The sequence below is a fragment of the Variovorax sp. P1_G12 genome (assembly GCF_056405555.1).
In genome coordinates this window covers 1-22,817 of sequence record NZ_JBFUBW010000043.1, presented here as the reverse complement: position 1 = coordinate 22,817, position 22,817 = coordinate 1, and the positions used below count along the sequence as shown (strand labels likewise).

The window sequence follows — 22,817 nt, the reverse complement described above, 5'->3', positions numbered from 1 at the left end:
ATTTGTACCACACGAGCCATCGACACCCACCTTCCTCCTTGTGTTGGCAGGCGCTGACGACGCGGTTCAAATTGAACAGATGGTGAGGTGCGCTCTGCAATGACGAAGCGGTGTGCGCCGGAACTGCTCACATCAGGTTCCCCGCCGATGGCCGATTCGCCGGTGTCAAGCGATATCAGCAACTGACCCCACATCGACTTCGAGCCGCCAGCTATTCGAGAGCTGCCGTTGCGGCCTCTGGATACAGGTTGGGGAACAGAATATTGAGCGAAGACATCGGGAACCCGATGCTCAGTTCCGACCGGTGGCCATCGCTCTTCAGCAGCCCGTCGGCCAAGAAGCGCGACACGACCTTGCGAGCTGTGCGCTCTTCAAGGCCGGTCATCCTGATGAAGTGGCCCCGCGAGACCGAACCCGTTGTTGCGACCGTCTGAAGCGGAAAGATGGCCTCTTCCCGGTACTCGGCGATTCCGTCCGTAATCCCGCGCACGAGCACGTAGGCGCGAATGCGATCCTTTAGCTTCGGAAGATCAAGCATGGTGGTCATGAACGTGACCTGGTCCTCGCACAGCTCGATGAAATAGCGGCACCACTCCCAGAGCATCTTCTGGCTGAGGTTTCCACGGCCATCGAGATCACCCTGCCGCGCACTGTCCGCGTTGTCGAGCATTTCGTAGTAGACCTCGCGCTGGCGCGCCAGCGCCCGATTGGGGGACCAGAGGCCACCGCTGAGAGGGAACAGGGCGCAGTGGCTCTGTAACCGGACAGCACGCCCGTTCCCGTCCTCGAACGGATGAGTCCACGCCATGCGGTGGTGGGCGGACGCAATCGTATAGAGAACCGCATCGACGCCCTTGAGCCGGCCATATCGCTCATCCATCTTCGCCAGGAACTGGGGTAGCGACTGCCAGGTCGGAGGTTGATGCCGGCCGACTGCGACGTCGTGCTTGCGAAGCTCCCCCGGCACAACGATGCGTCCATCGTCCGTGCGCCGGTCGTCTTCCGAAAGCCTGCCGTACAAGGCCGTGTGTGCCTTCAGAAGAAAATCGCTGCTGAGGGCTGCCGCCTCCGTCGACACGAGGTGCTCGAGTTCCTGTTCCGCTTCGATGTGCGCAACGGCCACCCGCTGGCGCAGGGCCACGTCGGGCTTTTCGGAAAAGTCGTGCCTGAGCGCGCGCTCGATGTTTGCCGGGTGCGTGCCCTGCCCCTCGATGCTGTTCGAGTAGTACGAGTTCATCGAGCGCACGATCGCCCGCAGGGCATCCCGTGCTTGAGGGCTTGCCGAGGCTCGCAGTTGTGCGGATTTCTCGAAGACGCGGCGGGTTGCTTCAATCAGCCCGTCCAAGTTCTGCGCCGGCAACAGCGGCTCGAACTGATGGGGCTGGTCATAGACCGCGATCGCCTTGGGTTTTTCTGACATGATTTCCGGTTGTGTTTCCGTTATTTTCCATGAAAACCTTATGAATAACAATGGTTTAGAGAAGCCACACCCAATCGATATTCCGGTTCGATTTCTGGTTTTCTTGCCGGCTCGATTGCCCGTTCAGACTCAACCGCGGGGAGAAGCGGTAGCTTCACGCGGCATCGGTCAACAGCCGCCCAGCGTGTGCATCGCCGGGTGATCAGCCGCGGTGAATGTTGTTGCCGCTGTGACCGCAATCCGGGATCGCGCCGGGCCCACCGGGTACATGGCCGTCACGCCGCCCAAGCCGCAGTTCGATGCGACCCCCAAGCCGCTCGCGTGTGGGAGCACTTCCCGCTGTCCGAATTCGCGTTGCCGGTGCGTCCATTGGCCGCGCGCTGGCACGACAACAGCCTCGCCGTTCAGCGGCTTCGCTCACTCCGAGCGGGACCCCGCGCATGGCGCTGTGCCTTCAGGCGTGCCAACAAGCCCTGTACCAAGTGCTCGCGGTCGGCGACAGCCGTCGGCAGTTTCTGCATGAAGCGCTCTACTTGACCCGCCAGATCGGCAAGCCCTTGGCGTCGCAGCGTCTCGGCCGTCGCTCCCCAACCATCCAGGACCTCGGATCGCGTCGCCAGCAGCTTGGCCTTGCCATCCTCCGAAACCACTCGACCTGCCTGCAGGTCTTTGCCAATACCCAGTAGCCGACGCCGCATGAAGCTGGAGTCCTGGGCCGGTCGACCACCAGCGAACCGATCCGTGCTCGCTGCCTGGGTTGTTCTCAAGTCGCGAAGCCGATGATGGATCGGATCCTTCAGGCCCTTTCGAGTCCCCCGCAACTGGCGCGGGGTCGCGTTGGCCGCCACGCCCTCCTCTAGCATCAACGCCGCGAACTGCTCGCGCCACGAGCGCAGCGTCTCCTTGCGCACATACAGGCGCCGACCTGGCTCGAACTCGTGCTCGCACTTGACGACGAGATGCACATGCGGATGGGCCTGGTCCGTATGCAGAACCATGGCATACCGATACTGAAGCGCAAAGTTCTCACGCGCGAAATGCCTTGCGGCCGCCAAGACCTTCTTCGGCGGTGTGCCAGCCGGCATCGACAGGACGATGTTGTGGACCAGCTTGGAGCGCGTGTCCTTCTCGCCATCCTTCGGCTTCGGTCTGTGCTCGCTTCGGCACAGGTCGAGTTGCCAGTCGCCGACAAGTTGCTCGGCGGCGCCGCGACCGCGCATTGCGACGCCATCATCGGTCTCGATGTCGAGCTTCCCGTGGCGGTCAATGTATTTCAGGTGGGCTCGGGCGCCTCCTGTATCGCGCGCGCCGCCGGACACCTTCACCATCACCTCGGGCGTGCGGCTGACCGTTCGCTTCACTTGCTCGACCTGGTCAACGCTCAGCGAAGCGGGTGCACTGGGTCCCCGTCGGCCGTAGCTGACGATGTCGAACTCCATCCCCGCGGTGCGAGGCAAGGTGACGATGTGCCTAGGCATGGCCGGCCTCCCAACTCTTGAGGTTCGCGCGGACAACGTCGGAGACCCCCGCGCGAACGCTCTCGACGGCCCGACCGACATCGACCAGCAGCTCCGCGAAATCCGCGGTGCAATCGGATTGGCATGGGGACTGCGAAGCCATGGCGCGGAGCTGGCGTCCCATGGATCCCAGAAGGCCAGCCGCACAGCGCAACTCATCCAGTTCCTGCGGTGGCATCACCGGCGTTCCGCGGACATGGGTTCGAACGAGCATCGACAAGTAGCTCGCGGTCTTCATCCGACGGCTTGCAGCCCGCGCATCGACGAGAGCCCGGTCGCCCGGCCGCAAGCGAAGCGTCAGGCGGTCGATGGCGGGACCTTCATCTGCGATGCGAAACAGCGTCGCTCGAACGTCGTGTTCTGGGTTGTCGGCAACCACTTGCTCGATGAGCAACGCGAGCAGCGCCGATTCGGTGACTCCGCGACCTGCCGCAAGGGCAGCGAAACGAGCCTTCGCTTCGCTCGAGGTGCGGGTGCCGACAACGGCAGTTCGGTTCGCGCTGGTCATGGTGAACGACGGAACGTTAACAATGTCTGACGCCAGTCTATCCTGCCCTCAAAGCCAAACAAGGCCTCAGCGTTCGACATGCCGAACATCTACCTCGCTCCTTACAGCTTTAAGCTTGGAGGCACTCAATGGGCAAATCTGGGACCCGTTCGGGCATGCCGAACAACGATGACCCGCCTGAACGCATGCGAACGTTCTCACGATGCCTCGAAGCAGCGCATCTCGATGTGTTCGGCACGCGAACACCGTGTGCGTGTCCCGTCCAGGAAGCCGATGCGGCGTCGTTTGTTGCCGGCATGTTCGGCACGCCGAACATCGTCGACAACGAAACTTCATGGGACTGCGACATGCTTCACGAGTGCGCTTCGCGGCTTCGATTCGAAGCTGAGGCCGCAGCGCTCGCCGCCGATAAGCTGCGTCCATGATCACAGAGGACCATCCAGAACTCGCCGCCGGCGCAGCCACCGCGGCGCACCATGAACGACCCTGTGCGGGCCACACGCACTCGTCGCGATCCGCGTGATCGGCATCAGGCTGCGGCTCACGGGCCCCGACGGCCGCGCCTATGTGCCCGGAAAACCCATCGATGTGTTCGACGGCGAAGCCTTGATCGGACGCGTGCAGTCGGTGACGCTGAGTTCCGACGGAACCGAGGTGCTGGTCGAGAACTTCATGACCGTCGACTTCGAGGGTTTTCGGGCCGGCGCATTGCCACGGCTCGTGCTGGCCGAAGTGGTGAATTTCATCGCCGAGCGTCATCCATCCGTCCACATGATCGGCATCGAACTGAGCCGGGACGTTCCCGAATTCGTGGGTCGGGAGGCGTCGCTCGCCTCATATCGGTCCGAGATCCTGCAGAGCATCGGCGTACGGAATATCCGGGTATCACCGAAGCCTCAGGGCGGAAGGATCGGCTGTCTGGCCGTGACGGGCATCTGGCACTACGACGGCGCCAGTGTGGCCGCCCTCGCCGCAGCGTTGCGAACGCAGCGCGCCGCCTACCGCGACGCCAAGCCCGCGATTCCATCGAAGCCGCGAAGCCGACTGGACCGACTGCTGCGCAGGAAGCCCTGAACCGTGTCTGCGCCGAACAGGCAGCCTCGCAGTGCCTCGCTCGACGGTGCGAAGCCGGGCTCGCTGTTCGGCATGCCGAACGTCGGCGACGAGGGAGCCCGCCAGCGGTCGCCGACGGGCCTGCCCGAGAAGCGGGATCAACCCGCCCGACCCTTCTTCGCCCTTCCCTCCCGAGCACGCTCGGCGCGTTCGAAGGCGACGCGCTGCTTGACTGCCGCGTAGTAGCACCAGGCCACATCGACGGTCTCTCGCGATCGCAGGCCTTTGGCACGAAGCTCGATCACGCCGCCCACGATCGTCACCATCACCGCGCGAAGCCCACGCTCGCGCACCAACGCCGAAGTCTCCCGGGTGACCGGCTTGACGGATTTCGTGGCCATCATTCGCTCCAGCGGGCGGCGAGACGACGGGCGATCTCGACGTGACGTTCGGCCTCCGTCAGGTGCTCGGCGATCTCGCGCAGGTCGGTGTCAGGCGCATGCCGCTCGCGGGTCTGTTCGATGCCGAGCACGGCCAACTGCAGCAGCTCTTCGCACTCGCGCGTTCGCCGGCACAGACAGTGTCCTTCGAATCGACTCAGCGCCGCGCGGGAGGCTGCTTCGGTGGCAGCTCCGGCCGTTTCAGGGGTGGGCTTGCGCGTTGCCATGACGACCTTCCTCCGCGGTGGGGCCCGACGTACGCGCGGGTCCAGGATGTGCAGGGTCATCGAGTGGCACAGGCGTGAGCTGCCTGAAGCGCCCGATGTGAGCGTCCGGCCGGAGGGCCGGCTGGAACCTGGTTTGAAAGCCCGTGGGTCGGGTGGGCGTGCCGGCATCGGAATGAACCACGATGACGACGGCGGCCCCGGTGAGGCAGACCACTGCGGTGGCCCACAAAGTGAGTGAAGTCCGGATGTTCATGAAGGGCTCCTGGGGGAAAGGATGGAAGCCGCATGCCCCTCGGAGGACGAGGCCTCCGAACCGGGGCAGCGGGCAGAGGCAGGTCACGCGTCGTCGGGGCCTTCGCCGTTCACGGGCGCATGGACGATCCGCAGCGGACCCGGCAGCCAGCGTGTGCCTTCGAGCTGTCGGGCGCAGTAGGCGGTGAGTTCGGTCTTCTTCATCATGGCGACGGTGTGGGTCGCGTCGACACCCGTGGCCTCCTTGACGGCCTCGAGCGCCTTGGCCTTGCTGACACTGGACAGGTAGGTCGTCGGGGTCGGGAGCCACCAGTTGGCCATGTCGATGCCGAGCGCCTTGACGATCGCATCGCTCTGGTCGCGCGAGCGTTCGCGGCCCGCCACCGCGTCGATGCTCCGCGCGGTGCAATAGGCCAGCAGGTCGAGCAGCGTCTCGCGGTCTTGCCCGAGCAGCCAGTCGAACATCGCCTCCGGGTTGCCCGGCAGCCGGTCGCCCCACTGCGTCTCGGCTGGGCCGAGGATCGCGCAGGCCGGGGAGTTCTCGTAGCCGGTCGCGATCTGCGCGAGGCTGTAGTCGCTGGTCGGACGCACAGTCACCTTCACCACATCGTTGCCCCGGCCGTACTGGCCGAAGACGGTCTCGGCCATTCGGTGGACAAGCGTGACCAGGGCCACCTGCGGGTTCTGGGTCAGTGCGGCCTGAATGGCCGCGGTGCGGTGGGCGGTCAGGTCGCGCATGAGCTTCTCGCTGAACTCGGGGCGCTTGCGCGTGTCCTCCGTGGCCCCCTCGTCCCTGCCTTCTACCGTGCCGCTCCTCGACAAAGAGTCGGGGCCGCCAGCACCCGGCCCTGCGCCCGCCTTCCGGTCCTCGGGTCGGATCAGGCCACGGTGGACAGTCACCCGTCCGGCGTGGTCGATGCGAAGCAACGCGCCGGTGCGCGCCATCTGTTCAGGCGTCCACGCACGCAAGGTCGCACGCGCGGTGTCGAGCCGGTCGTCCAGGTCGTCCAGGGCGGTGGACAGGCGCTGTTCCTCGGCCGCGTAGTTGTCGGCGTCCGGGTCCCCTCCGTCCTCGTTCCTGTCGTAGGCCTGGGCCAGACGGTCGCGCTCGGCTTCCATCGCCTCGATGGCTTGCGCTTCCTCCGGTGTCGGTTCGCGCTCGGCCTGCGCCTCGCTGCCATAGCTGCGCAGCACGAGGTGGTCGCCCTCGGTCAGGCAATCGGCCCAGCCCCAGCCTTCGGCGCGCACCTCCTCGGCCAGGGCGAGCAGCTTCTCCATCGCCAGGATCTGCAAGAGGGTGGGATCGTCCAGGTAGACGCTCCTCGCATCGTCGTCATCGGCAAAGAGGTCACGCCGCACCCGACCGCCCCGGGCCTCGTAGGCTTCAATGCCAACGAACCGGGCCAATCGACTGTCCCCCGCGCAGGACTGTTCGGTGAGCAAGCGCCGGATCGTCCATGCATCGCGGTCGTAGGCCGGCAGGCCATCCCAGACGGCTTCCTGTGCCGCATGGTCCTCTGTCAGCGCGAGCGCCTGCAACTGGTCCGGCTCGATCTCGTCGGTGCGGTACATCGCGAGGAACCGGGGGGCAAGGCGGGCGAGCTTCAGGCGGCGCTCGACCGTCAGCACGCTCACCCCGAAGCGGCCCGCGACCTGTGCGACCGTGAGACCTTCCTCGACCAGTGTGCGGAAAGCCTCCATCTCGTCGGCGGGATGCATGGCTTCGCGGCCCGAGTTTTCGGCGAGCGACACCTCGGCGGCGCGGGCATCGTCGTAGAGCCTGCACTCCACGGGCTGCGAGGCGTTCCACCGGCCCTCGGCGACGAGCTGGTGCATGGCGCGCAACCGGCGGCCGCCGGCCACCACCGCGAAGCCCCCATCCGCCTGCGCGACCACCGCGAGGCGCTGCAGCAGCCCCTGCGACTCGATGAGAGCGGCAAGCTGGGCGATGCCGTCCTCGTGGAACACGCGCCGCACGTTGGCGGCGCTGAGCACGAGTTGATTCAGCGGCACCAGCACGTCGCGGGCAGCAGGTGAAGGCGCGGCGACAGGGGCGGCGGCCTTCATGGACGCCTTGGTGGGCGCTTTCGGCTTCGCTAGCTGGCGGGTTTCTGAAGCCTTGGGCCTCTTCGGGGCCTTCGCCCCGTTGAGCTTGGGCGCGGACGTGCCTTCGGCACTGGCCTGGATGGCAGCAGCGATATGGGCAGCAGCAGTCATGTCGGTTCCTTTGCAGTTGAAGTTGAAGGGATGCCGGGCTTCTAGATCTGGAGCCCTTCGATGAAGGGTTGCGGTGTGCATCGGTCTCCTGCCCGGAGCTGTCCGCCGTTCTCCTGAGTCTTTCGCCCGGTGAACGGCAGCGACGGCGGGGACGGGGGAGCAAGGGGGAAGGTTTGTAAGGCGCAGCCTTATGAAAACCCCCTTGCAGGCGAAGCCGGTCCCCCGGCCCCGCGGGCGCAGAGTCACCGGACAAGGCGAAAGACGCAGGAGAACGGCAGCACGGCCCGAGGCTGACGCGCACCTCAACCGCCGCGCGGCGAGCGCCTCCACCTGCCGCAGGCAGTCTGATCAGGGAGGTTCAAGGGACGCAGTCCCGCGCGCCAGGGATGCGCAAGGCTGGCCGCAGGCCGTCCCCGAAGGGGATGAGCGCGAAGGCGCGAACCTGGAGCAGCCCGACAGCGGCGAAGCCGCTGGGGCGCCCTGCATCCAAAGAGAACCTTCCAAGGAGCCTATCGAGGCATCGTCATGCGTGCCCACAGGATGGGCAAGGCGTGTGCCATGGAACTGTCGGACGTTCTGCGCATGATGCTCGCCCCCGCCGGCTCCTCCGGCCTCCGGCCTCCGCCCGCGCTTCGCGCTCCCACCCGGCATCCCCCACCCACCAGGGGCTACGCCCCTCGCGCTTTGCGCTCACGCCTGATCGGTCCCTCCAGAGGGGGGCAGCCGCCTTGGCGCAGGTATCGCCGCAGGGTGTTGCGGCTGCACCCCAACTCGTTGACGATGCGCTTGGCGCCCCAGCCGAGCGACGCCAGTTAAGCATCGCCTCCACGTCCTCCGGTGCCTGCATCGCCTGTCTCCAATCGATCCGTTCGGATCGCGGAGCTTGCTCGAACTGCCTTCCATCTTGGCCTCCTGCCATGAGGGGGGTCAATTCCTCATGTCGTCATGGGGGGGCAGTCTGTCGTGTCGCCTGACACCAGTTGCCGAAGCGCTTGGGCAGGCCGCGCCACTTGCATCCGTGCTCTGCAACAGAAAGGAGCGCATTCAACACGTCCAAATTCGAGAGACTTACATTGCCGCGCCGCAAAGGCAGGCAGTGCTCGATCTGGGCGAATTGGGCTGGTGTGATCTCCATGCATGAAGTATCTCTCGTCATCCATGGTCGACTCGATTGGCGACGCCCTAGCAAGTCGGCCACGCCTGCGCTGCCGCGGACCTGCATCGAAGCCCACGGCATTCAAGGACCGTGGTATGGGCGCGCAAAAAAGCCCGCACGCGGCGGGCTTTCCTTGGGGCGGTTGGATCAGGCGGAGGTGACCGCATGCTCGCGGGGCCGCACCTCTTTCTCGATCTGCTTCGCGGCCTCCTTCTCGGCCAGCTTGAGGTCGTAGACGCTTTGCATGTTGAGCCACCATTGCGCCGAGCCGCCGAAGTAGCGGGACAGGCGCAGGGCCATCAGGGGGGACACGCCACGGCGCTCGCGCACGGCGCGTGTCTGCGTCGTTCACGGCGGCCTGCCCGCCAGCGTCGGACACGGCAGGGCATGGCACAACCCCGCGCAGCGAGGCCTGTCGTGGATCGTGGCTGCGCGCCGCCCTCGGCGGTGCGCGCTCGCAGGCGCGTCTGCGGCGCAGCCGCTGAATTCGTCGACGCGCCCCTCGCCGAACACGCCCCGTCCCGCAGGCCGGGGCTCCAGACTCATGCGACGGCTGGCTCGACCACGCTATCTTCGGTCTCGGCATCGCCGGCTGTGTCGGCGCGGTCCATGGCTTCTGGCTCCGACGCGATGGCCTGCGCCGGGGCATCAGCGTCCTGTCGCCCAAGCATCGCAGGCAACCCTCCGGTTCCCGCCGCCAGCCGTTCGGCCGCAGTCACGATGTCGGCCTTCCTGGCCGTGCCCAGTCGGTGCACCTCGGCCGGTGTGCAAACGCCTGGACCGCTTCGGCCTCCGGGCTTTCGAGACATGCTCGAAGTAGCCTCCAGCGGTCGGCGTCCACCAGTCGCGCTCGAGGATCGCGCCCGCGCGAGCGGGCGGTGGGGCCGGTGGTCTTCACGGCACCCTTTCTTGCCTGAAGCGTCCAGGAGCAAAGCCGAAGCAGCCATTTCGGCGAGGCGTATGTCGATCGGGATCGACGTCCGGGTCCGGGTTGGTCGGCACAGTCCGACCCGAAGATCGGCTGGAAACGCGTCCTGCGAGGCATCGAGGTCGCCGGCTTGGATCCAGCGGCCGTCGCCGCGGCGAACTCACCCGCCTGCTCAGCCGTGGTGCCGACCTCGCCGCCCTTCCTGGGCGCGGCGAGTGCGATGGTCCAGTGCCCCGGCCTCCTGACCCAGCGACAGCAATCGTAGGTCTTCAGCACACTCGCGAGGCGGGCATGACCATGGGCTTGCGGCGAGGGGGATGCCTCCACCTATTCCTTGCCCGCGTTATCTGCCAGGGCGAGTTCACCCGCGGGCGGCAACTCGCGGCTCAGGATGTACTCGAACGCCTCGCCGGCCAGACGCGCGGCGGTGAAGATTGCGGTCCGATCGTTGCGCAGCACCTGCAGCCAGGCGTCGAGGTAGGCCGCGTGTCCTTCGATCGTCGCGTCGACCAGCCCGATGTGACCGAGCACGAAGGCACTGCCGAGCTCCGCCACGAGTTCCTCGAAGGCATAGGCGGCGTCCCCGAACCGCGCACCGAAGGTGCGCGCCAACCGGTCCGGGTGGCCGGTCCAGTGCACCAGCTCGTGCAGCGCGGTGGCGCAATAGGCCTCGGGACTCGTGAACCGATCGACGGCGGGCATGAGGATCCGGTCGGCGTGCGGGGCGTAGGCCGCGCGATCGAAGCCGTGCCGGATGTCGGCCTTGCAACCGCCGATGAAGCGCATCGCACCTTCGATCGGCGAGCGATCGGCCCAGTCTTTCGACGCATTCCCATCATCCACCCGCTCCGGCGGGAGGCCGTCGATCTGCGCGACGTTGAAAACCCAGAACGGCTTGCAAAGCAGGAAGTCCCGCTCGCCCTCGCCCGTTGCACCACCCTCCTCCTCATTGCGTCCTGACGTGTGCAGCGAATCGGGAACGCCCGATGAGGCCCGGCCCACCTTGCGCTCGAAATGCGCGCAGAGCACCGCCCGCTCACCCTTGCGAACCTGGGCGCCCAGGCTGGCGGCCTGCTTGTAGGTCAGCCACACGTTGGAGGCGTAGCCCTGCTCGATCGCGGCATCCCACAGCAGCAGCACATTGGCGCCGTGGTACGGCGCACCGGTCTTGCCATTGCGCGGGATGCCGCGCGAAGCCGCCCGCGTCCAGCGCTCGCGGAACGCGTTGCCACCCTTCTCGAGCATCGCGATGATCCGATCGGTGACGGCCTGCCGGACGTCGATCCGGCCGCTGCGCGGCGCGCCCTCACTTGCCTTCAAGACATCTGCTTTGGGTGAGTCCTCGGGGGGTACGGGGGGAACGCCCGTGGCTGACGGGTTGTCCRTGTTGCGCTGACGAGGGGTTTGATGTGCACGCATGACCGGTCCTTTCTACGGCATGTGCCGCGGGGTTGAACATCTGCTTTCGGAGCCGCCTCGACGCATGAACTGCGAGCAGCAAGGGCCGATGTCCGGGGACCGCCCGCAAGCCGCAGCCGAGCGAAGTGAGGACCGGGTGAGGACGGTGGCGCAGCCCGAAGCCCTGGACAGTGGCCCGTGCGAGCTATGCGTCGATCAAGAGGGGGCTCCGACAGCAGATGCCCCGCGGCATGCCGTGGACCCGTGCGGGCACACCCCCTGGCAGCGCTGCGGCCGCAGGCGGCTCAATGCCCTCCTCTGCTACGCAGAGGCATGACTTGCAAGATCAACCCAGAGTCTGCCGCGCCCGCGTCTTGCGGAGCGGCCCGGTCGATGGCTGCGCGCACCGCGCGCCACGCAAGGGCAAGCCCGCAGAAATGCCGAAGCCGGCGGCGGCCCACTCAGGCCTGGATACGCCCGGCCATGCGTGCCTCCGTGGCGTAGGCGCTGAGCCGCTGCGTAGCCCGGAAGTGCAGGTCCTGCTCGATGGGCAGGTTCAACATCCCCCGCACGGCGCAAAGTTCCAGGAGGTCCACCAGGCCGACTTCAGGGAACCCAACGCCCAGGTCGCAAAGCCCCATCGCGATATCGGGCGCTTCGGGATCGATCTCCGTCAGCAGCCAGGTCGCACCTGCGTCGGGCGTGAAGAGCTTGACCACGGGCAGCGGATCGAAGGCCTGGCCCTTCTCCTGGCAGGCCCGTCCGACGCGGCCGTTGGTAACCTAACTTGTTGCTGCTAAAAGAGATTCGTCTCTCGGAATTTCTACCTTTCCCGAGTCGATCGTTTCCCTCGTCAAGGCGATTTTCGCGTGACCTTCTTGCGTGGTGTCTTGGCCTCGAGGCGCTTGTCCAGTTGGGCGCGAAGCATCTCGCCCGCGCTGCGGGCATCTTCCGGCGCCCCTTCGGTCGCCCCGAGCTTCTGACGCAATTGCCTCAACTCCTGTTGCAGCTCTCCCGTTCGAACACGATGCTGCTCGACATGGGTATCGAACGTCTTGCGCGCTTGTTCAAGGTCCTTGATCGACCTGGCTGCCGCCGATCGCTCGCGGTCGACATCCAGCAGGGCGCGCCGCAGATTGCTGCACGCACCGGCTTCATGGAATCCTTCGTACATGTCATCGACCGCTGGCTCGGTACCAAGGCCGAATACCTAAAGGCCTGAGCAGGCTCAGGCGCTGGCGCGCGTGTCAGCGGGCAAACAGTCGAGCAGCCGGTCGAGCCCGCCTTCGTCGATGGCCACCATGGCTTCCTCGCGCACCCTGGGCTTGGCACGGTAGGCCACCGACAGCCCGGCCACCCGCATCATCGGCAGATCATTGGCACCGTCGCCCACGGCAATCGCCTGGGCCGGTGAAATGCCCATCGCGCGGCAGCATTCGAGCAACTTGTCTTTCTTGGCCTGGCCGTCGCAGATGTCGCCCCATGGCTGGGCCAGCATGCGCCCGGTCAGGCGGTCGCTTTCGATCTCGAGCACATTGGAGCGTGTGTCGTCCAGCTTCAACCGGTCCCGCAGGCGATCGGTGAAAAACGTGAAGCCGCCGCTCAGCAGCACGATCCGCAAGCCGGCGCGCTTGCAGGCGTCGATCAGGGTTTCGGCGCCGGGGTTCAGGTGCAGCCGCTGGTCGTACACGGCCTGCAGCGCCGACAGCGGCACGCCGCGCAGCAGGGCCACGCGGCGGCGCAGGCTTTCCTTGTAGTCGGTGATCTCGCCGCGCATCGTGGCGTCGGTGATGGCCGCGACCTCGGGCCCGCAGCCCGCGATGTCGGCGATTTCGTCGACCGTCTCGATGTCGATCAGCGTCGAGTCCATGTCGAAGGCGATCAGCCGGAAATCCGAAAGCCGCAGGGTGGGCGGGCGATGCCCGGGTGTGTGGTTCACGGCGTGCTTCCCGCGGTCCAGTGCTGCGTGCCCAGCCAGTCGACGAACTGCCGCGCCAGCGTGGCCACCGGTCCCTCGGTGCGGTACAGCGCGTACACGCCCGAGGCCGGCAGGCGGGGCTCGGGGAACACCAGCCGCAGCCGGTCGGTCCGGATGTCTTCTTCGAGCAGGCACCAGGGCGCCAGGGCCAGGCCCTGGTCGTTCATGGCCGCCTGCATGCAAAGAAACTGGTGGTCGAACACGGGGCCCGGCAACCGAGGCGGCACGCGCACGCCGGCCAGCTCGAACCAGCGTGGCCAGTTGTCCAGCCCGCCGGTGGCCTGCAACAGCGGGTGGCCCAGGCAGTCGGCAATGCTGGCAATGCGGTGGCGCTCGATGAAGCGCGGCGACGCCACGGCCACCAGATGGTCGTCCAGGCAGCGCACGCAGGTGTGGTCGGGGCGCTGCATGGGCATGCGGCGCACCAGCACGTCGTTGCCGGCCTCGGCATGGTCGAAGAACTGCCGGCCCAGCGTCGACAGCTGCACGTCGGCCAGGGGCGCGAAGGCCTGGAACCCGGCCAGCCGCGGAATCAGCCACTTCATGGCCAGCGAAGGCGTGGTGCACACCCGCAGGCTGGTGCGCTGGTTGGGCGACTTCAGCGCCGCCGTGGCGCTGGCGATGCGGTCCAGGCTGGCCTGCACCTCGGCGAAGTAGTCGCGCGCATGCGGCAGCAGCGTCGCGCCGCGCGCCTCGCGCGCGAACAGAGGCTGCTCCAGGTAGTCCTCCAACAGGCGGATCTGCTGGCTGACGGCACTGTGGGTGATGCTGAGTTCGTCGGCGGCCGCGGTGAAGTTGGCATGGCGCGCCGCCGCTTCGAAGGCGCGCAGCGCTTTCAAAGGGGGGAGGCGTCGCATCACCACATGCGTACCTTGGCGAACGGGCTCGTCTTTCTCATCTGTTTTTCGTGGTCGGTTGCTTGCCGCATTGGTTCGAAGGCCGGCGGGCATCTTAGAACGGGAAGCCTGCAGAAAAACTAACCGGCAGTCTTAGAAAATACGGCTGGTGACACGCAAGGGCCCCGCCTAGCATCGCGCTTCTTTCCACCCTGAACAAGAGACATGGCTTCCATCACCATCGACAACGTCGTCAAGCAGTTCGCCAATCAGACGGTGCTGCAGAACCTGTCGCTGCATGTGCCGGATGGCGCCTTCTACACCCTGCTGGGCCCCAGCGGCTGCGGCAAGACCACGCTGCTGCGCTGCATCGCCGGCTTCAACGACCCCGACGGCGGCCGCATCCTGTTCGACAAGGACGACGTGACGCGCGTGTCGACCCACCACCGCGACATCGGCATGGTGTTCCAGGACTACGCGCTGTTTCCCGACAAGACAGCCTTCGACAACGTGGCCTACGGGCTGCGCGCGCGCAAGGTGCCCAAGGCCGAGATCGCCCGTCGCGCCAACGAGGCGCTGGACAAGGTGAGCCTGCTGGCGCTGGCCGACCGCTACCCGGCGCAGATGAGCGGCGGCCAGCGCCAGCGCGTTGCGCTGGCCCGGGCGCTGGTGATCCGCCCGCGCGTGTTGCTGATGGACGAGCCGCTGTCGAACCTCGACGCCAAGATGCGCCTGCAGATGCGCGACGTGATTCTCGACCTGGTGCGCGAGGCCGGCATCACCACCGTGTTCGTCACGCACGACCAGGAAGAAGCGCTGGCCATGTCGGACCGCATCGCCATCATGGACCGCGGCTGCATCGCGCAGCTGGGCACGCCCGAAGAGCTGTACGGCACGCCGGTCAACGCCTATGTGGCCGACTTCATCGGCTCGGCCAACGTGATTCCGGTGCCGGCCGAACGCGTGGGCACCGCGCCGGCCGAGTCCGCCGGAGGCGCCCCGCCGCATTTGCGCTACCAACTGTGCGGCCAGCAGCTCGACGGCATGCAGGGCAGCGCCACGCTGGGCGCGCAGGGCATCCTCATCGCGCGTCCTGAGGCGCTGTCGCTGATGGCACCCGCGCCCCATGTGCCGAACGCCATCGCGGGCGAAGTGCTGAGGCGCCAGTACCTGGGCTTCAAGACGGCCTACCGCATCCGGCTGCACGACAACTCCGAGATCCGTGTCGAGCTGCATGCCGGCAACATGGTGGCCGACTTCCAGGCTGGTGACGCGGTGCAGGTATTGGTGCCGGCGGACAGCCGCATCGTCGGCGCCTGAGCGGGAAGCAAGCCATGAAAATCAACTGGTGGCCCTGGGGTTTCCTGACCCTGCTCAGTCTGCTGCTGCTCCTGTTCTTCGTGTTCTATCCATTGGGCACGCTGTTCGTGAACAGCGTGCGCGACGAGTCGGGTGCGTTCTCGCTGTCCGGCTTCATCACGCTGCTGCGCGACAGCGAATACCTGCTGGCGTTTCGCAACACGCTGGTGCTTGGCGTGACGGTCACGGCCTGCACGGTGGCGGTGGGCGTGCCCTTCGCCTACATGGTGGCGCGCTACGACTTCCCGCTGAAGAACCTGGTGGCCGTGCTGCCGATCATGACCATCGTGATCCCGGAGATCATCGTCGGCCAGTCGTGGCTGCTGCTGCTGGGCAACAACGGGCTGGTGACCAACATGCTGGCGAGCGTGGGCATCGAGCTGCCGACCTTCTATGGCTGGACCGGCATGGTGTTCTCCATGACCCTGGTCTACTACACCTACATCTACCTGGGTGTGCTGGCCGCGCTGCGCGGCTTCGACGGCCAGCTGGAAGAAGCCGGCCTGAGCCTGGGCACCTCGCCGCTGGTGACCAAGCTGCGCGTGCTGGTGCCGGTGATTTTGCCCGCGGTGCTGGTCAATGCACTGGTGGTGTTCACGCTGGTGGTGGGCAACTTCGCGCTGTCGGTGGTGCTGGGCAGCAGCGTGCCGCTGCTCTCGGTCATGACGTACAACGCCTTCGTTGGCGAGATGGGCGGCAGCCCCACGCTTCAAAGCGCGATGTCGGTGCTGTCCATCGGCATCGTGGCCATCGTGCTGTTTTTCCAGAAGCGTGTGGTCGAACGCAAGATCTACACGATGACGCAGGGCCGTGCGCCGGCGGTGGTGCGCGTGCGCTCGGGCGCGGCGGTGCTCTACACGCTCAGCGTGGGCGTGATTATCGTGCTGTCGATGCTGCCACTGCTCATCGTTTTCGTGGGTGCGTTCACCGAGACCAGCGGGCCGGTGATGCGCTGGGGCCAGTGGTCGCTGTCGAGCCTGGAGCGCGCGCTGCGCGGTGCGCCCGAGCCCATTTTCAATTCGCTGAAGTTCGCCTCGATGGCCACCGTGGTGGGCGTGGCCTTCGCCGTGCTGGTGAGCTACCTGACGATCAAGAAGCGCAACGCGTTCACCCAGCTGCTGGACTACATCGTGGTGCTGCCGCTCACCATCTCGGGCACGGTGCTGGGCATTGCGCTGGTGCAGACCTTCAACACCGGCTGGCTGGTGCTGGCGGGCTCGTCGGGAATCATGGTGCTGTGCTACACGGTGCGGCGCCTGCCCTTTGCGGTGCGCAACGCGTCGTCAACGCTGTTCAACATTTCGGACTCCATCGAAGAGGCGTCGATCAGCCTGGGCGTGTCGCCGCTGAAGACCTTCTTCAAGGTGCTGCTGCCGGCCATGAAGGCCTCGATCATCTCGGCCGCCATCCTGATGTGGGTGACCACCATCTCGGAGCTCTCCGCCTCCATCGTGGTTTACACGGGCGGCCTCGAGACCATGCCCATCGCCATCTTCCGCCAGGTCGACGGCGGCCGCCTGGGGCTGGCTTCGGCCTACGGCGCGGCACTGGTCAGCGTGATCCTGCTGCCGATCATCGTGTCGATCAAGGTGTTCCGCATCAATCTCTTTTCCAGCAAATAGCCAACTTCAACCTGCGAGGTTTTCATGTCCTTCAAGTCTCTGGCGAAATGCGCGGTCACAGCCCTGGCCCTCGTGGCGGGCGTGGCCGGCGCGCAGACGGTGGTACTCTATTCGTCCAACAACACGGAAACCGTCGAGACCGCGCTGGCCGTGGTCAAGAAGAAATCGCCCGCGCTGACGGTGCAGCAGGTCACCGGTGGCACCGGCACGCTGATGAAGCGCATCCAGGCCGAGGCGAAGAGCCCGCGCGGCGACGTGCTCTGGAGCGGCGGCTTCGGCACGCTGGGCGCCTACAAGGACCAGATGGCGCCCTACAAGTCGCCCGAGCTGGCGGCCGTTCCCGCGGCGTTCCGTGGGCCGAACGACCTGTGGGTCGGCACCAACGTGCATGTGATGGTGATGATGGTCAACGAGCGCCAGCTCAAGGGCATGGCCGCGCCCAAGACCTGGTCGGACCTGATGCGCCCCGAATGGAAAGGCAAGTTCGCCATCACCGACCCGAGCAAGAGCGCCACGGCCTACATGCTGGTGTACGGGCTGCTCAAGCAGTTCGGCCGCGACGGGCTGACCAAGCTGGCTGCCAATGCGGTCATCACCGCGTCTTCGGGCAGCACCTACAAGGGCGTGGCGGCCGGCGAATACCCGGTCGGCCTGACCATCGAATACGCGGCGCAGGAGTACGTGGCGGGCGGGCAGAAAGAGATCAAGCTGGTCTACCCCACCGAGGGCAGCTACCTGGCGCCTGAAGGCATGTTCATCGTGAAGGGCGCAAAGAACATGGACGCCGCCATCACCCTCTACAACGATCTGCTGAGCAAGGAGACGCAGCAGGAACTGCTGGTGAAGAACTTCCGCCGCCCGGTGCGCAGCGACATCCCGGTGTCCAAGCTCACCTCGCTGCCTGATCTGGGCGCCGTCAAGATCTTCCCGCTCGACCAGGAAGCTGCTTCGGCGGAGTACGAGCAGCTCGTGGCCTTGTGGAACCTGGCGGTGAAGGCGCGGTGACCGACGCTGTAAAGGCGGGTTCCACGCCCGTCAGCGCCTTCGATCTTTTCAAGATTGGCATCGGACCGTCGAGTTCGCACACGGTCGGGCCGATGATCGCGGCCCAGCAGTTCGCCTGCCTGCTGCAAGCAAGAGGCTTGCTGCCGAAGGTGGCCGCGCTGGTGACGCAGTTGTATGGCTCGCTGAGCGCGACCGGCCGCGGCCACGGCACGGACCGCGCCGTGTTGCTCGGGCTGGAAGGCCATCGGCCGGACCTGATCGACCCCGACACGATCGAGCCCGCCGTCGCGGCCGTCCGGCAAGACCGGCGGCTGTGCCTGCTCGGCGTGCACTCGGTGGCGTTCGACGAAAAGGTGCACCTGCTCTTCATGCGAAAGAGCTTGCCGCATCACCCCAACGGCATGCGGTTCATGGCGCTGGACGCGCAGGGCCTGCCGCTGGCCGAGGCCGACTATTTCTCCGTGGGCGGCGGCTTCGTCGTCGATGCACTCGGCTTCGGCGTGCGCAACGACGAGGGCGCGCAGCGCCCGCCGCCCGCTGCGCTGCCCTTTGCCTTCGAGACTGGCGCGGACCTGCTGGCGCAATGCAAGGCGCACGGCAAGTCGATTGCCGCGCTGATGATGGACAACGAAACGCAATGGCGCCCGCAAGCCGAGGTGCGGGCGCAACTGCTGCGGGTGTGGGAGACCATGGCCGGGGCCGTGCAGCGCGGTTGCGCGAGTACCGGCACCTTGCCCGGGCGCATGCAGGTGCGGCGGCGCGCGGCGGACCTGTTCCGGCAACTGCAAAGCGGCACGCCCGCCACCGCGCCGGACCCGCTTGCGGCGATGGACTGGGTCAACCTGTATGCGATTGCCGTCAACGAGGAAAACGCAGTCGGCGGGCGCGTGGTCACCGCGCCCACCAACGGGGCGGCGGGTGTGATTCCGGCGGTGCTGCACTACCACCAGCGTTTTTTTCCCGGCGCGGGCGAGGATGCAGTGGTCGAGTTCCTGCTCACCGCCGCAGCCATCGGCATCATCTACAAGAAGAACGGCTCGCTCTCGGGCGCGGAGGTCGGGTGTCAGGGCGAAGTGGGCGTGGCCTGTTCGATGGCGGCGGGTGCGTTCGCTGCCGTGATGGGCGGCACGCCCGGGCAGATCGAGAACGCCGCCGAGATCGGCATGGAGCACAACCTGGGCATGACCTGCGACCCGATCAGCGGGCTGGTGCAGATCCCGTGCATCGAGCGCAACGCGATGGGGGCCGTCAAGGCCATCAACGCCGCGCGCATGGCGTTGCGCGGCGATGGCTCTCACTTCGTCTCGCTGGACAAGGTCATCCGCACCATGATGCAGACCGGCGCGGACATGAAGACCAAGTACAAGGAAACCTCGCGCGGCGGCCTGGCCGTGAACATTGTCGAGTGCTAGTGCCGTGAGTTAGAAGTTCGCAGACAAACACAACACCTCGGAGAAGCACATGACGAAGAACGACAAGATCCGGCGGGCCCTGAACGAAGGGACGCTCTTCACGGCGATGGCGGCACACAATCCTTTGGCAGCCAAGTTGGCCGAGGAGGCAGGCTTCGACGGAATCTGGGGAAGAGGCTTTGAACTTTCCGCCAGCTACACCGTGCCCGATGCCAATATCCTGTCGATGGGAACGCACCTGGAGATGATGCGGACGATCGCATCGGTGGTATCGGTGCCTCTCATCGCGGACATCGACACGGGCTTCGGCAGCGCCGTCAACGTCTCCTACATCGTTCCACAGTACGAAGCGGCCGGCGCGTCCGCCATCGTGATGGAGGACAAGACCTTTCCCAAAGACATCAGCCTGCGCGCAGAGGGTCGACAGAAACTCGTTCGAGTCGAGGAGTTCCAGGGCAAGATCGAGGCGGCGGTGAACGCTCGGAGCGACCGCGACTTCCTCGTCATAGCCCGTGTGGAGGCATTGATCGCCGGCCTAGGGCAGGAGGAGGCCATCAGGCGTGCATTGGCGTACGAGGAGGCTGGCGCTGACGCGATCCTGATCCACTCCAAGCAAAAGACGCCCGACGAGATCCTTGCGTTCGTCGATCGCTGAAGCGGCAAACTTCCGCTTGTCCTCGTGCCGACGGCGTATCCCCAGCTCACACAGACTGACATCAAGGCGTCGCAGAAAGTCGGTATCGTGATCTACGGAAACCACGCCATCCGCGCCGCGGTAGGTGCGATGCGTTCAGTCTTCGCGCAGATCCGCAAGGACGGCGGCATGGGGCAGGTGGACGGCCGGATTCCGGCCGTCAAGGAAATCATCGCTCTCCAGGGCGATGAGGTTATGCGCACCATCGAGGCGAGGTTTCTCAAGTGATCCACGTCGTCTTGCTTGCAGCAGCGGCCATGAGAACCACCAGAGTTCCCCCACAAACACAAACACAAACACAAAGGACGAAGTGATGAGTGATCAAATATCTCGGAGAAACTTCCTGAACAGATCGACCGCTGTCAGCCTGGCCGCAACCGGGCTTTCCGTCTCCACGGCTGCTTGGTCGGGGACGGGGCCCTCGACACCACAAGCGCCCTCTGGGGGCGCGGCCCAAGTTGCGTCCGATGAGGGCTATTGGTCGGAAGTTGCCGCACAGTTCGACATCGCGAAGGACATCGTGAACCTGGAGAACGGCTACTTCGGTATCCTGGCTCGCCCGGTGTTGGACGAGTACAAACGCAACGTTGAATACCTGAATCAAAATAACTCGTACTTCCTGCGGCGAAACTACGATCCGACAGGAAATGCGGCGATCAGTGCCCAGGTTGCCGCAGCCATCGGGGCGGAACCCGGAGAGATTGCACTCACGCGGGGTGCAACGGAGGCGCTTCAGAATCTGATCACAAACTACCGCCTCCTGAAGGCAGGCGATACCGTCATGTACTCGGATCTGGACTATGACAGCATGCAGTACGCCATGAACAGCCTGCGGGACAGACGAGGCGTCGACGTAGCCAAGATCAGCATCCCGGAACCTGCAACCAGGCAGGCGATCCTCGATACCTACGAGAGGGCCTTCAAGGCCTACCCGAAGACCAAACTGCTGCTCCTCACCCACGCAAGCCATCGCACGGGGCTGGTTATGCCGGTCGCAGATATCGTGACGATGGCCAAAGCCCAAAACATCGATGTGATCGTCGATGCAGCACACACATGGGGCCAGATTGACTTCAAAGCCTCCGACTTGAACGCCGACTTCATCGGCTTCAATCTACACAAGTGGATGGGCGCTCCCCTTGGCGTGGGATTCATGTACATCAAGAAGGATCGTCTGGCCGACATTGACCGAGTCTTTGCCGATGAAGACAACGCCGCGACGGACATTCGCTCGCGCGTGCACTCGGGTACGACCAACATTGCAAACGTGATGACGATCCCCGCTGCGCTGGCATTTCAGAACAAGGTCGGCATAAAGAACAAGCGTGCGCGCCTCGTGTACCTTCGAGACTACTGGGTCAATCGAGTCCGTGATTTCAAGGGAATCCAGATTCTGACCCCGGACGATCCCAGCTGCTACGGATCGATCACGTCGTTCCGCCTTGCCGAAAAGACATCCAAGGCCGACAACGTGAACGTCGTGAACCAGATGCTTGACAGGCATAGAGTATTTACTGTTCGACGTGGCGGCATAACGAAGGGAGATTGTGTGCGAGTGACCGTTTCTCTACACACACGCCCTCAGGATCTGGATCGTTTGGTTGTTGCGATCAAAGAACTCACCAAAGCCTGATCACCTTCGGGGTCGCGGTCGAAGCTTGGCCTCCTCCATATCCACCTAGTCATCATGCAAATCAGCCGTACCCCGACTCTTTTGGTATTGAGCCTCGCCGCGATCGTTTCCGCATGCGCCCCCATTCAGCATGTAACCAAGGAGGTCGTTGCAACCACCAAGGCGCCAGCTGCTATCGGTCCTTATTCCCAAGCCATACGGTCCGGCAACCTGCTTTTCATTTCCAGCCAGATACCCATCGATCCGGCGACCAATCAGATTCCACCCAATGCGGATATCGAAGAGCAGGCCGATCACGATTGAGAACATTCGTGCCGTCCTCGGCGCGCGTGGACTGACCCTGGCCGATGTCGTATCCACACAGGTTTACATGACTGACTTGAGCGAGTTCCCGCGAATGAACGCAATTTACGGCAGCTACTTCAAGGAAGCCCCGCCCGCTCGTGCAACTGTCGGCGTTGCCCGACTACCGCGGGAAGTCAAGGTGGAAATTGCAGCTGTTGCGGCTGTACGGTCAAATTGACCGATAGGGGGTGCGGATAAGATCTTGGACTGGTTTTATGCCGTAAGTCCAGGACTCTCGGTATTCGATGGGACTGAGAGAGCCCAGGGAAATCTTGATCCGCTGTTCGTTGTACCAACGAAAGTAGGAGTCCACGGCCTGTATGAACTGCTCAATGGTCGTGGACTGCCAATTGCGTGGATAGAACAGCTCGGTTTTCAACCGGCCGAAGAAGCCTTCGCACGCCGCGTTATCAGGCGAGTACCCCTAGCAGGCTGCTGAAATACCTCACCGGATGGTCCCCCGAAAGTGGGCCTGAGGCGTTGTCTTCGCAGACCCACGAAACCTGCTCCGATGCGCGGCCCTGACACATTCACCGAAGGTTTGTTTACCATGAGACGGCTGGACGATTTCGTTCCAGCGAATCATCCGCTACGCCGCATCCGGGTGATGGTCAACGAGGCTCTGGCCAAGATGGATGAGCTGTTCTCCCGGATGTACGAGGCCGACATCAAGGGCGGCCGCCCGAGCATCGCGCCGGAGAAGCTGCTGCGGGCGATGCTGCTGCAGATCCTGTTCAGCATTCGCTCGGAGCGCCAGCTCATGGAGCAGACGCAATACAACATGCTGTTTCGTTGGTTCATCGGCCTGGCGATGGAC

At 65.1% G+C, this 22,817-nt stretch carries 23 protein-coding genes and 3 pseudogenes; 11 read left to right on the top strand and 15 right to left on the bottom strand.

All coding sequences use genetic code 11. From position 1 onward, the window contains the following. Window positions 1-211: 211 nt before the first annotated feature. The 3 genes from AC1D2O_RS32950 to AC1D2O_RS32940 form a co-directional block, all read right to left on the bottom strand. Window positions 212-1,420, bottom strand: coding sequence for a Fic family protein (locus AC1D2O_RS32950; protein WP_478088475.1), 1,209 nt, complete (start codon window positions 1,418-1,420; stop codon window positions 212-214). 404 nt (window positions 1,421-1,824) lie between these two features. Then, the gene (locus AC1D2O_RS32945; RefSeq protein WP_478158568.1) at window positions 1,825-2,898 is read right to left on the bottom strand and encodes a relaxase/mobilization nuclease domain-containing protein; all 1,074 of its coding nucleotides are present in this window, start codon (window positions 2,896-2,898) and stop codon (window positions 1,825-1,827) included. Further along, window positions 2,891-3,445 carry a hypothetical protein gene (locus AC1D2O_RS32940; protein WP_478088473.1) on the bottom strand — a complete coding sequence of 185 codons (555 nt, stop codon included), beginning with the start codon at window positions 3,443-3,445 and terminating at the stop codon, window positions 2,891-2,893. The genes AC1D2O_RS32945 and AC1D2O_RS32940 overlap by 8 nt, the downstream gene beginning before the upstream one ends. Before the next feature lie 155 nt (window positions 3,446-3,600). On the opposite strand from AC1D2O_RS32940, the gene AC1D2O_RS32935 reads away from it, so the two are divergent. After that, window positions 3,601-3,870, top strand: a complete 270-nt coding sequence (locus AC1D2O_RS32935; RefSeq protein WP_478088471.1) for a hypothetical protein — start codon at window positions 3,601-3,603, stop codon at window positions 3,868-3,870. Window positions 3,871-3,964: 94 nt separating this feature from the next. Then, window positions 3,965-4,519: a hypothetical protein gene (locus tag AC1D2O_RS32930; RefSeq protein WP_478158567.1), complete on the top strand. Its 555-nt coding sequence runs from the start codon at window positions 3,965-3,967 to the stop codon at window positions 4,517-4,519. A gap of 137 nt (window positions 4,520-4,656) precedes the next feature. Here AC1D2O_RS32930 and AC1D2O_RS32925 read toward each other — a convergent pair whose 3' ends face one another. The 11 genes and pseudogenes from AC1D2O_RS32925 to AC1D2O_RS32875 form a co-directional block, all read right to left on the bottom strand. Further along, a complete protein-coding gene (locus tag AC1D2O_RS32925; protein ID WP_478088467.1) occupies window positions 4,657-4,899 on the bottom strand; it encodes a hypothetical protein in 243 nt (80 codons plus the stop codon). Continuing rightward, window positions 4,899-5,165, bottom strand: a complete 267-nt coding sequence (locus tag AC1D2O_RS32920; protein WP_478088465.1) for a hypothetical protein — start codon at window positions 5,163-5,165, stop codon at window positions 4,899-4,901. Before AC1D2O_RS32920 ends, AC1D2O_RS32925 begins: the two co-directional genes overlap by 1 nt. A gap of 336 nt (window positions 5,166-5,501) precedes the next feature. Beyond that, on the bottom strand, window positions 5,502-7,634 hold the full coding sequence (locus AC1D2O_RS32915; protein ID WP_478158566.1) for a ParB/RepB/Spo0J family partition protein: 2,133 nt from the start codon (window positions 7,632-7,634) through the stop codon (window positions 5,502-5,504). 943 nt (window positions 7,635-8,577) lie between these two features. Next, a complete protein-coding gene (locus AC1D2O_RS32910; RefSeq protein WP_477650736.1) occupies window positions 8,578-8,769 on the bottom strand; it encodes a transposase in 192 nt (63 codons plus the stop codon). 168 nt (window positions 8,770-8,937) lie between these two features. Beyond that, window positions 8,938-9,120, bottom strand: coding sequence for a HigA family addiction module antitoxin (locus AC1D2O_RS32905; protein WP_478158565.1), 183 nt, complete (start codon window positions 9,118-9,120; stop codon window positions 8,938-8,940). 212 nt (window positions 9,121-9,332) lie between these two features. Further along, window positions 9,333-9,509 carry a hypothetical protein gene (locus AC1D2O_RS32900; protein WP_478158564.1) on the bottom strand — a complete coding sequence of 59 codons (177 nt, stop codon included), beginning with the start codon at window positions 9,507-9,509 and terminating at the stop codon, window positions 9,333-9,335. Between the two features lie 536 nt (window positions 9,510-10,045). Continuing rightward, the gene (locus AC1D2O_RS32895) at window positions 10,046-11,137 is read right to left on the bottom strand and encodes an ArdC family protein (RefSeq protein ID WP_478158563.1); all 1,092 of its coding nucleotides are present in this window, start codon (window positions 11,135-11,137) and stop codon (window positions 10,046-10,048) included. 440 nt (window positions 11,138-11,577) lie between these two features. Continuing rightward, a pseudogene (locus tag AC1D2O_RS32890) lies at window positions 11,578-11,880 on the bottom strand (DUF2958 domain-containing protein); the annotation flags it as partial. Window positions 11,881-11,969: 89 nt separating this feature from the next. Then, complete coding sequence (locus AC1D2O_RS32885) at window positions 11,970-12,290, bottom strand: hypothetical protein (protein WP_478091050.1); 321 nt, start codon at window positions 12,288-12,290, stop codon at window positions 11,970-11,972. Window positions 12,291-12,344: 54 nt separating this feature from the next. Then, complete coding sequence (gene serB / locus AC1D2O_RS32880; protein WP_478091048.1) at window positions 12,345-13,055, bottom strand: phosphoserine phosphatase SerB; 711 nt, start codon at window positions 13,053-13,055, stop codon at window positions 12,345-12,347. Next, a complete protein-coding gene (locus tag AC1D2O_RS32875) occupies window positions 13,052-13,951 on the bottom strand; it encodes a LysR substrate-binding domain-containing protein (protein WP_478091046.1) in 900 nt (299 codons plus the stop codon). Before AC1D2O_RS32875 ends, serB begins: the two co-directional genes overlap by 4 nt. A 204-nt stretch (window positions 13,952-14,155) precedes the next feature. On the opposite strand from AC1D2O_RS32875, the gene AC1D2O_RS32870 reads away from it, so the two are divergent. The 8 genes and pseudogenes from AC1D2O_RS32870 to AC1D2O_RS32835 all read left to right on the top strand — a co-directional run bounded on the left by AC1D2O_RS32870 (window position 14,156) and on the right by AC1D2O_RS32835 (window position 22,178). Then, entirely contained in the window at window positions 14,156-15,250 is a 1,095-nt protein-coding gene (locus AC1D2O_RS32870; RefSeq protein WP_478158562.1) for an ABC transporter ATP-binding protein, read from the top strand. A 14-nt stretch (window positions 15,251-15,264) separates the two neighbouring features. Further along, complete coding sequence (locus AC1D2O_RS32865; RefSeq protein ID WP_478091042.1) at window positions 15,265-16,911, top strand: ABC transporter permease; 1,647 nt, start codon at window positions 15,265-15,267, stop codon at window positions 16,909-16,911. A gap of 24 nt (window positions 16,912-16,935) precedes the next feature. Beyond that, on the top strand, window positions 16,936-17,916 hold the full coding sequence (locus AC1D2O_RS32860) for an ABC transporter substrate-binding protein (protein WP_478091040.1): 981 nt from the start codon (window positions 16,936-16,938) through the stop codon (window positions 17,914-17,916). Continuing rightward, entirely contained in the window at window positions 17,913-19,328 is a 1,416-nt protein-coding gene (locus AC1D2O_RS32855) for an L-serine ammonia-lyase (protein WP_478091038.1), read from the top strand. Before AC1D2O_RS32860 ends, AC1D2O_RS32855 begins: the two co-directional genes overlap by 4 nt. A 49-nt stretch (window positions 19,329-19,377) precedes the next feature. Next, window positions 19,378-20,250, top strand: a pseudogene (locus tag AC1D2O_RS32850) (phosphonopyruvate hydrolase). An 85-nt stretch (window positions 20,251-20,335) separates the two neighbouring features. Then, entirely contained in the window at window positions 20,336-21,655 is a 1,320-nt protein-coding gene (locus AC1D2O_RS32845) for an aminotransferase class V-fold PLP-dependent enzyme (RefSeq protein WP_478158561.1), read from the top strand. 54 nt (window positions 21,656-21,709) lie between these two features. Next, the gene (locus AC1D2O_RS32840) at window positions 21,710-21,958 is read left to right on the top strand and encodes a Rid family hydrolase (protein ID WP_477650841.1); all 249 of its coding nucleotides are present in this window, start codon (window positions 21,710-21,712) and stop codon (window positions 21,956-21,958) included. Then, on the top strand, window positions 21,924-22,178 hold the full coding sequence (locus AC1D2O_RS32835; protein ID WP_477650840.1) for a RidA family protein: 255 nt from the start codon (window positions 21,924-21,926) through the stop codon (window positions 22,176-22,178). The genes AC1D2O_RS32840 and AC1D2O_RS32835 overlap by 35 nt, the downstream gene beginning before the upstream one ends. Before the next feature lie 35 nt (window positions 22,179-22,213). Here the strand turns inward: AC1D2O_RS32835 and AC1D2O_RS32830 are convergent. Continuing rightward, window positions 22,214-22,424, bottom strand: a pseudogene (locus tag AC1D2O_RS32830) (IS3 family transposase); the annotation flags it as partial. Between the two features lie 87 nt (window positions 22,425-22,511). On the opposite strand from AC1D2O_RS32830, the gene AC1D2O_RS32825 reads away from it, so the two are divergent. Further along, window positions 22,512-22,817: transposase (locus AC1D2O_RS32825; RefSeq protein ID WP_478158560.1), on the top strand; the 306-nt coding region annotated here is incomplete at its 3' end.